Source organism: Ideonella sp. B508-1 (genome assembly GCF_000333615.1).
Classification (GTDB): domain Bacteria; phylum Pseudomonadota; class Gammaproteobacteria; order Burkholderiales; family Burkholderiaceae_C; genus Ideonella.
This window is the reverse complement of the sequence record NZ_BADL01000419.1, coordinates 1-8,576: the sequence shown is the minus strand read 5'-3', so window position 1 is coordinate 8,576 and position 8,576 is coordinate 1. Positions and strand designations below refer to the sequence as shown.

Annotated in this window: 8 protein-coding genes, 1 pseudogene and 2 riboswitches; of the genes and pseudogenes, 4 read left to right on the top strand and 5 right to left on the bottom strand. The window is 69.9% G+C overall.

What is annotated here, in order from left to right; translation table 11 throughout:
- A partial coding sequence (locus I73_RS17085; RefSeq protein WP_026096868.1) for an NAD(P)/FAD-dependent oxidoreductase occupies positions 1 to 1,517 on the top strand: 1,517 nt, incomplete at its 5' end.
- Here I73_RS17085 and I73_RS17080 read toward each other — a convergent pair.
- The 5 genes from I73_RS17080 to I73_RS17060 all read right to left on the bottom strand — a co-directional run bounded on the left by I73_RS17080 (position 1,518) and on the right by I73_RS17060 (position 6,134).
- Entirely contained in the window at positions 1,518 to 2,069 is a 552-nt protein-coding gene (locus tag I73_RS17080) for a glutathione peroxidase (protein ID WP_022981726.1), read from the bottom strand.
- A gap of 98 nt (positions 2,070 to 2,167) precedes the next feature.
- Positions 2,168 to 2,935 (bottom strand): SDR family oxidoreductase, encoded by a 768-nt coding sequence (locus I73_RS17075; RefSeq protein WP_022981725.1) that lies wholly within the window; start codon positions 2,933 to 2,935, stop codon positions 2,168 to 2,170.
- Positions 2,932 to 3,573 (bottom strand): peptidylprolyl isomerase, encoded by a 642-nt coding sequence (locus tag I73_RS17070; protein WP_022981724.1) that lies wholly within the window; start codon positions 3,571 to 3,573, stop codon positions 2,932 to 2,934. The genes I73_RS17075 and I73_RS17070 overlap by 4 nt, the downstream gene beginning before the upstream one ends.
- Complete coding sequence (locus I73_RS17065; protein WP_022981723.1) at positions 3,570 to 4,370, bottom strand: enoyl-CoA hydratase; 801 nt, start codon at positions 4,368 to 4,370, stop codon at positions 3,570 to 3,572. Before I73_RS17065 ends, I73_RS17070 begins: the two co-directional genes overlap by 4 nt.
- Positions 4,371 to 4,460: 90 nt before the next feature.
- Entirely contained in the window at positions 4,461 to 6,134 is a 1,674-nt protein-coding gene (locus tag I73_RS17060) for an acyl-CoA synthetase (RefSeq protein WP_022981722.1), read from the bottom strand.
- Positions 6,135 to 6,238: 104 nt separating this feature from the next.
- Positions 6,239 to 6,330: riboswitch (glycine riboswitch) on the top strand.
- A gap of 16 nt (positions 6,331 to 6,346) precedes the next feature.
- A riboswitch (glycine riboswitch) is annotated at positions 6,347 to 6,475 on the top strand.
- 52 nt (positions 6,476 to 6,527) lie between these two features.
- Between I73_RS17060 and gcvT the strand changes: the two genes are divergently transcribed.
- The 3 genes and pseudogenes from gcvT to I73_RS28605 form a co-directional block, all read left to right on the top strand.
- Positions 6,528 to 7,670, top strand: coding sequence for a glycine cleavage system aminomethyltransferase GcvT (gene gcvT / locus I73_RS17055; RefSeq protein ID WP_022981721.1), 1,143 nt, complete (start codon positions 6,528 to 6,530; stop codon positions 7,668 to 7,670).
- 83 nt (positions 7,671 to 7,753) lie between these two features.
- Positions 7,754 to 8,128, top strand: a complete 375-nt coding sequence (gene gcvH / locus I73_RS17050; protein ID WP_022981720.1) for a glycine cleavage system protein GcvH — start codon at positions 7,754 to 7,756, stop codon at positions 8,126 to 8,128.
- A gap of 37 nt (positions 8,129 to 8,165) precedes the next feature.
- Positions 8,166 to 8,576, top strand: a pseudogene (locus tag I73_RS28605) (glycine dehydrogenase (aminomethyl-transferring)); the annotation flags it as partial.

Genomic DNA, 8,576 nt, shown 5'->3' with positions numbered 1-8,576 from the left:
CCATCGTGCTGATCTACACCCTGGACTGCGAGCTGGCCGACGAGGCCGCCGTGGCCCGGCGCCTGGCCGATGATCCGCACATTCGCCCCACGCCGGACACCCGCTACCAGTTCGTCGGCCATGCCCCGGCCGATTTCTACGCCACCGAGCGGCCGCGCCCGGTGGTCATCGGCTTCGGGCCTTGCGGCATCTTCAGCGCGCTGATCCTGGCCCAGATGGGCCTGCGGCCCATCGTGCTGGAGCGCGGCAAGGCCGTGCGCGAGCGCACCCAGGACACCTGGGGCCTGTGGCGCCAGAAACAGCTCAACCCCGAGTCGAACGTGCAGTTCGGCGAAGGCGGCGCCGGCACCTTCTCCGACGGCAAGCTCTGGAGCCAGATCAGCGACCCGCGCCACCTCACCCGCAAGGTGCTGACCGAGTTCGTGAAAGCCGGCGCCCCGGAAGAGATCCTCTACGTCTCCAAGCCGCACATCGGCACCTTCCGCCTGGTCAGCATGGTCGAGAAGATCCGCGCCGAGATCATCGAACTGGGCGGCGAGATCCGCTTCCAGCAGAAGGTGACCGACCTGCTGGTGGAGACCCGCGACGGTGAGCGCCAGGTGCGCGGCGTGGTGCTGGAGTCGGGCGAGGAGATCCGCACCGACCACGTGGTGCTGGCCCTGGGCCACAGCGCGCGTGACACCTTCACGATGCTGCATGGCCGCGGCGTGCAGATGGAAGCCAAGCCCTTCTCGGTGGGCTTCCGCATCGAGCACCCGCAAAGCCTGATCGACCAGGCCCGCTTCGGCCCCAACGCGGGCAACGCCATCCTGGGCGCGGCCGATTACAAGCTGGTGCACCACGCCAGCAACGGCCGCGGCGTCTACAGCTTCTGCATGTGCCCGGGCGGCACGGTGGTGGCCGCCACCTCCGAGGTGGAGCGCGTCGTCACCAACGGCATGAGCCAGTACTCGCGCAACGAGCGCAATGCGAACGCCGGCATCGTCGTGGGCATCAACCCCTCCGACTACCGGCAGGACAAGGGCGGCAGCGGCCCGGTCAACCCGCTGGACGGCATGGCCTTTCAGCGCTTCTGGGAATCGCGCGCCTACGAACTGGGCGGCGGCGGCTACATCGCCCCGGCCTCGCTGGTGGGCGACTTCCTCAAGCGCCAGCGCAGCAGCGCGCTGGGCAGCGTGCAGCCCTCGTACAAGCCCGGCGTGCAGCTGGTGCACCTGGACCAGCCCGGCCGCACCGTGCTGCCCGAGTACGTGCTGGACGCCATCCGCGAGGCCCTGCCCGCCTTCGAGCGCCAGATCAAGGGCTTCTCGATGCGCGACGCGGTGCTGACCGGGGTCGAGACCCGCACCTCCTCGCCGCTGCGCGTCAACCGCGGCAAGGACTACCAGAGCCTCAACACCCGCGGCCTGTACCCGGCCGGTGAAGGCGCCGGTTATGCCGGCGGCATCATGTCCGCCGGGGTGGATGGCATCGAGGTGGCCGAGGCCGTGGGGCGCAGCCTCCTCGGTGGAGCCTGATCAGCCCAGGGCCTTCTCGATCGCGGCCTTCAGGGCCGGGTGATCGGGCGTCACGTCCGGCGAGAAGCGGGCCACCACGCTGCCGTCGCGGCCAACCAGGAACTTCTCGAAGTTCCACATCACGTCGCTGTCGTTGGCCGGCAGCAGGTTCTTGGAGCCCAGGCGCTCGCGGAAGGCGGTGCCGTTGGCCGCATCGGCCTTGGGCTGGGCCGCGATCAGCGCGGCGTACAGCGGATGGCGCGGGCTGCTGTTGATGTTGACCTTCTCGAACATCGGGAACTTCACGCCGAAGTTGGCGGTGCAGAAGCTCTGGATCTCCTCGGCCGTGCCAGGCTCCTGGCCCAGGAAGTCGTTACAGGGGAAGCCCAGCACTTCCAGGCCCTTGGCGCTCTGGGCCTCGTAGAGGGCTTCCAGCGCCTCGTACTGCGGGGTCAGGCCGCACTTGGACGCCACGTTCACGATCAGCAGCACCTTGCCCTTGTATTCGCCCAGCGTGGCGTGCGTGCCGTTCAGGCGTTGCAGGGGAATGTCGTAGATCGCGGACGTGGTCATGGTGGTGAACCGGCGGGGCCGGCCAGAGTTGAAGACTCCCACCAGCTTAGCCGGGCTGCTCCAACCCCATGGCGCCTGGGGTGACCGCTCTCGGAAGCTCAGCGCCCGCCGGACACGTCCAGCACCGTGCCCGTGGTATACGAGGAGGCCTCGGACAGCAGCCACAGCACGGCCTGCGCCACCTCCTCGGGCTCGCCACCTCGGCCCATCGGCACGGCGGACGACAGCCGTTCCACCCGGCCGGGTTCGCCGCCGCTGGCGTGGATGTCAGTGCGGATCAGCCCCGGCGCCACCGCGTTGACGCGGATGCCCTCGGCGGCCACCTCGCGCGACAGGCCCAGCGTCATCGCGTCCACCGCGGCCTTGGAGGCAGCGTAATCCACATACTCAAAGGCCGCGCCCAGCCGGGCCGCCCGGGAGGACAGGTTGACGATGGCCCCACCGGCACCGCCGGCCGAGCGCGCCATGCGGCGCACCGCCTCGCGGGCGCACAGAAAGCTGCCGACGACATTGGTGCGCAGCACCCGCTCCCAGCGCCCGGTGTCCATGTCCACCAGCTTTTTCTGCGTCTCCAGCACGCCCGCGTTGTTGACCAAGCCGGTGAAGGGCCGGCCCAGTTCCGCACACCAGGCGTCCAGCGAGGCAAACATTGCCATCACCTGGGCCTCGTCGGCCACGTCGGCCGGCACCGCGCAGGCCAGGCCGCCCGCGGCTTGCACCTCGGCCACCAGGGTCTGGGCCGCCGCGGCCTCGCGCCGGTAGCTGAACAGCACCGCCGTGCCCTGGGCCGCCAGCTGGCGCACCACCGCTGCCCCGATGCCGCGCGAGCCGCCGGTCACCAACACCACCCCACCCGCCTGGCTCATTTCACCTCCCGGGCCCACAGCAGCCGCACCGGCTGCCTGAGCATCTGTCCCTGCACATAGGCCTCGCCCTGCGCCGGGTCGGTGTCGCCAGCGTGGATGCGGCGCACCGTGTCCATGCCGAAGACCACCTGCCCCAAGGCGGCAAAGCCCTGGCCATCGGGGTTGCGCAGGGCGCCGGCGTCCAGCCCCGGCTGCGGCCCCACGCAGATGAAGAAGGCCGCGCCGCCCCCGGTGCCCGGCGCGCCGCGGGCCAGGGACACGGTGCCGTCCAGGTGGCGCAGCCCGGTCTGACGGGTGCTCTCGTGAACCACCGGCGGCAGCGCGCGCGGGTCGTTCTCGTCCAGCAGCCCGCCCTGAATCACCTCGATGGGCGGCGTGCCATGGTCGTTGTCGCGCCGCACCACGCGGTAGAAGCCCGCGCCCTGGTCGTACAGGCCGCGCTGCACGTATTGCAGGAAGTCCCCGGCCGACCGCGGTGCGTGGCGGGTGTCCAGCGCGATGACGATGGGACCCTCGGTGGTCATCAGCATCACCCGCGGCAGTTCCGCGGCCTGCGTTGCTATCAGCGTGGCGCAGCCCATGCTGCAGCCCAGCAGAGTGACGGTGAAGCGCCGTCGGCGCGCCCCGCCCCCGCTCATGCCGAGTCCTTCCGGGCCCAGGCCGGGGGACGCTTGTCGATGAAAGCCTGCACGCCTTCGAGGGCGGCCTCGTCCATCATGTTGCAGGCCATGGTCTGCGCCGCATCGGTGTAGGCGGCCTCGATGCCCGACTCCAGCTGACGGTAGAACAGCTCCTTGCCCAGGGCGACCGCGGTGCGCGGCTTGGCCACGATGCTGGCCACCACCCGCTCGACCTCCTCGTCCAGCGCCTCGGGCGTGGCCACGCGGTTGACCAGGCCTTTGGCCTGGGCCTGCTCGGCGCTGATGAACTCGCCGGTCACCAGCATCTCGAAGGCCGCCTTGCGGCCGATGTTGCGCGACAGGGCCACCGCCGGCGTGGAACAGAACAGGCCCAGGTTGACACCGCTGACGGCGAAGCGCGCGCTGGAGGCGGCCACCGCCAGATCGCACATGGCCACCAGCTGGCAACCCGCGGCCGTGGCCACGCCCTGCACCTTGGCCACCACCGGCACCGGCAGCTTCTGGATGGCCATCATGACCTTGCCGCATTCGTTGAACAGGGCGCGGTAGTACTCGGCCGAGGGCTGGGCCCGCATCTCCACCAGATCGTGGCCGGCGCAGAAGGCGCGGCCGGCCGCGGCCAGCACCACCACCCGCACGCTGTCGTCGCGGGCGATGGCCGCCAGCTCGGTGCGCAACGCGGCCAGCATGGCCTCGGACAGCGCGTTGAAGGCCTGCGGCCGGTTGAGCGTCAGCGTGACGACGCCGCGCGCGTCCTGGCTGCGCAGCAGAAGGGGGTCCTCGGTGGTGAGCATGGTCTCTCCGCGAAAAAAAGGGGGACGCCCTGCGTCCCCCGTTCAGCGTAGGTCAGCGCGCCGCGGCTGGCAAGCCGGGCGGGCCCGGTGTCAGTCGAAGGCCGCGGCGGACTTGGCCTTCTCGCGCAGCATGAACTTCTGGATCTTGCCGGTGGAGGTCTTGGGGATGGGCTCGAAGCGGATCTCGCGCGGCACCTTGTAGCCCGCCAGCAGGCTCTTGCAGTGAGCGATCAACTCTTCGGCCGTCACCTGGGCGCCCAGGGCCAGTTCGACGAAGGCCACCGGCGTCTCACCCCACTTCGGGTCGGGCTTGGCCACCACGGCGGCCGCGGCCACCGCCGGGTGGCGGTACAGCGCGTCCTCCACCTCGATGGAGCTGATGTTCTCGCCGCCGGAGATGATGATGTCCTTGCTGCGGTCCTTGATCTTGACGTAGCGGTCGGGCTCCAGCACGGCCAGGTCGCCGGTGTGGAACCAGCCGCCGGCAAAGGCCTTGTCGGTGGCGCTGGGGTTCTTCAGGTAGCCCTTCATCGCCACGTTGCCACGGAACATGATCTCGCCCATCGTGGCACCATCGGCCGGCACCTCGGTCATGGTCTCCGGGTCCATCACGGTCATGCCCTCTTCCATGGTGTGGCGCACACCTTGGCGGCCGTTCAGGCGGGTCTGCTCGGAAAGGCTTTCGCTGGCCCAGGACGTCCGCTTGGCCGCCACCGCGGCCGGGCCGTAGACCTCGGTCAGGCCGTAGACGTGGGTGATGTCGAAGCCCATCTTGGCCATGCCCTCGATCATGGCGGCCGGCGGGGCCGCGCCCGCCACCATGCCGCGCACCCGCTGGGTGATGCCGTCGCGCAGCGACGGATCAGCCGAGATCAGCAGGTTGTGCACGATGGGCGCGGCGCAGTAGTGATCGGCCTTGTGCTCACGCATGGCCTCCAGGATGGACTTGGCGTCGACCTTGCGCAGGCACACATGGGTGCCCGCCAGCATCGCGATCGTCCAGGGGAAGCACCAGCCGTTGCAGTGGAACATCGGCAGCGTCCACAGGTAGACCGGGAAGTGCGGCATGGTCCAGGTGGCGGCGTTGCAGACGGCGTTCAGGTAGGCGCCGCGGTGGTGGGTGACCACGCCCTTGGGGTCACCGGTGGTGCCGCTGGTGTAGCTCACGGCGATGGCGTCCCACTCGTCGGCCGGGCCATCCAGCTGGGCTACCGGGGCATGGGCGGCCAGCAGGGCCTCGTATTCATGCGTGCCCACCCGCTCGGCGCGGCCGGTGTATTCGCTGTCGGCGACGTCGATGACGATGGGGTCGCGGCCGTGGTCCTCGCGCAGGCGGCGCAGGGCCTCGTACATCAGGGGGCCGAACTCCGTGTCGGTGATCAGGACCTGCGTCTCGCAGTGGTTCATCTGCCAGGCCAGCAGCGGCGCGTCCAGCCGGGTGTTCAAGGTGTTGAGCACCGCGCCGGTGGCAGGCACGCCGTAGTGGGCCTCCACCATCTCCGGCGTGTTGGGCAGCATCACGCTGACCGTGGTGCCGCGCCCCACGCCCAGCGCCTTCAGGGCCGCCGCCAGACGGGCGCTGCGCTCACGCGTCTGCGCCCAGGTGTAGCGGCGCTGGCCGTGGATCACGGCGGGCAGGTCACCGAACACTTCGGCCGTGCGCTCCACATAGCTGGTGGGCGACAGAGGCACGTAGTTGGCCGGGTTCTTGTCCAGATGCTGGTCGTAGATGCCGGGCGTGGTGACGCTGGGGTTGCCGCTCATGGCCTGTCTCCTCTGGCTTATAGGTCTTCCAAAAATGTACACCCCGACTCTATGCGGCGGACATGAACGCAAACTGACCAAAATCAGCGCCGCCCGGTTACACTGAATGGATGTCAGGAGAGAGCCCCACCCGGGGCCGCCGAAGGCGCAGAGGCTCACCCCTCGAACGCTCAGGCAAAAGGACTGACAGCCGTGTCGGTGGAAACACCGACACGTTCCTCACTGGAGAGAGGTCGGCGATGGCAGTCCTGCCATGAACCGGCCCACCGAAGGGGCAAGCAGCCTCCCGCGCAACCCGCGGTGCTGTCAATCTCTCAGGTAAAGCGGACAGCGGGGGCCCTTGGATGATGTGTTCAGCCATTCGCCCCGCCACCCGACCGAGAGAAACGCCCCATGAGCGACGCCGCCGACCTGTTCCAGACCCCGCTGCACGCCCTGCACCTTGAACTCGGCGCCCGCATGGTGCCTTTTGCCGGCTACGCCATGCCGGTGCAGTACCCCTCGGGGCTGATGGCCGAGCACCGCCAGTGCCGCGAAGCCGCCGCGCTGTTCGACGTCTCCCACATGGGCCAGCTGCGCCTGATCGGCACCGACGCCGCCGCCGCGCTGGAAACCCTGGTGCCGGTCGACGTGATCGACCTGCCCGCCGGCAAGCAGCGCTACGCCTTCTTCACCAACGACGAGGGCGGCCTGCTGGACGACCTGATGATCACCCGCCCGGCGGGTGAGGCCGCGGCCGCCTTCGGCGACCTGTTCGTGGTGGTCAACGCCGGCTGCAAGGCGGCCGACATCGCCCACCTGCAGGCCCGCATCGGCAGCCGCTGCAGCGTGCAGCCCCTGCCCGAACGTGCCCTGCTGGCCCTGCAGGGGCCGCAGGCCGTCACCGCCCTGTCGCGCCTGAACCCGGGCGTGGCCGCCCTCACCTTCATGACCGGCGGCCTGTTCACGCTGGCCGGCGCCGAATGCTTCGTCACCCGCTCGGGCTACACCGGCGAGGACGGCTTCGAGATCTCGGTGCATGAAGGCCAGGCCGAGGCCCTGGCCCGCGCCCTGCTGGCCGAGCCCGAGGTGAAGCCCGCCGGCCTGGGCGCGCGCGACACCCTGCGCCTGGAAGCCGGCCTGTGCCTGTACGGCCATGACATCGACACCACCACCAACCCGGTGGAAGCCGCACTGACCTGGGCCATCCAGAAGGTGCGCCGCGCCGGTGGAGCCCGTGCTGGTGGCTACCCCGGTGCCGCCGTGATCGACGCCCAGTTCGCCAACGGCCCGACACGCAAGCGTGTGGGCCTGGTGGGCAAGGAGCGCGCCCCGGTGCGCGAAGGTACCGCCCTGGTGGCCGCCGACGGCACGCCGCTGGGCACCGTCACCAGCGGCACCCTGGGCCCCACCGTCAACACCCCGGTGGCCATGGCCTACCTGCCGGTGGCCCACGCCGCCGCGGGCACCGAAGTCTTCGCCGAAGTGCGCGGCAAGCGCCTGCCGATGACGGTGGCCGCCATGCCCTTCACCCCCAACCGCTACTACCGCGGCTGATCGTCGCCACGGGGCCGCCTCCAGCACCCCCGACCTGTTTCTTCTCTCTTCTTTTGCCCCTCAACGCTTCGCAGGAGCCTGCCATGACCGTCAAGTTCACCCACGACCACGAGTGGATCAACATCGCCGACACCGCCGCCGCCATCGTCGGCATCACCGTGCATGCCCAGGACGCCCTGGGTGACGTGGTCTTCGTGGACCTGCCGGAAGTGGGCAAGACCATCGCCAAGGGCGAGATCGCCGGTGTGGTCGAGTCGGTCAAGGCCGCGGCCGACGTCTACATGCCCGTCTCGGGCGAGATCGTCGAGGTCAACGAGGACCTGCGCAACGACCCGGCCCTGGCCAACAGCGACCCGCTGGGCGCCGGCTGGTTCTTCAAGGTCAAGCTGTCCGCCCCGGCCGAACTGGATGGCCTGATGGATTCCACCGCCTACGACGCCCTGCTCAAGACCCTCTGATCCGCCGACCGTTCCCGTTCCTGCCGAGACTGCCACCATGCTGACTTCCTCCCACGCCCCCCTGGCCGAGCTTGAGAACGCCACGGCCTTCGCCTCCCGCCACATCGGGCCGGGGGCCGACGACGAAGCCACCATGCTGGCGGCCATCGGCCCGGCCTCGCGCCGCGCGCTGATCGAGGCCATCGTGCCCGCCGCCATCGCCCGCACCGCAGCGATGGACCTGCCCGCCCCGGTCACCGAGGAACAGGCCCTGGCCGAGCTCAAGGCCATCGCCGGCAAGAACCAGCGCCTGAAGAGCTTCATCGGCCAGGGCTACCACGGCACCTTCACGCCGGGCGTCATCCTGCGCAACATCCTGGAGAACCCCGCCTGGTACACCGCCTACACGCCCTACCAGGCCGAGATCTCCCAGGGCCGCATGGAGGCCCGGGTCAACTTCCAGACCATG

Excerpts from the sequence above, each read along its gene's own strand:
- I73_RS17080 (WP_022981726.1), bottom strand. The coding sequence starts at position 2,069 with ATGACCACGTCCGCGATCTACGACATTCCCCTGCAACGCCTGAACGGC.
- I73_RS17075 (WP_022981725.1), bottom strand. The coding sequence starts at position 2,935 with ATGAGCCAGGCGGGTGGGGTGGTGTTGGTGACCGGCGGCTCGCGCGGC.
- I73_RS17070 (WP_022981724.1), bottom strand. The coding sequence starts at position 3,573 with ATGAGCGGGGGCGGGGCGCGCCGACGGCGCTTCACCGTCACTCTGCTG.
- I73_RS17065 (WP_022981723.1), bottom strand. The coding sequence starts at position 4,370 with ATGCTCACCACCGAGGACCCCCTTCTGCTGCGCAGCCAGGACGCGCGC.
- I73_RS17060 (WP_022981722.1), bottom strand. The coding sequence starts at position 6,134 with ATGAGCGGCAACCCCAGCGTCACCACGCCCGGCATCTACGACCAGCAT.
- gcvT (WP_022981721.1), top strand. The coding sequence starts at position 6,528 with ATGAGCGACGCCGCCGACCTGTTCCAGACCCCGCTGCACGCCCTGCAC.
- gcvH (WP_022981720.1), top strand. The coding sequence starts at position 7,754 with ATGACCGTCAAGTTCACCCACGACCACGAGTGGATCAACATCGCCGAC.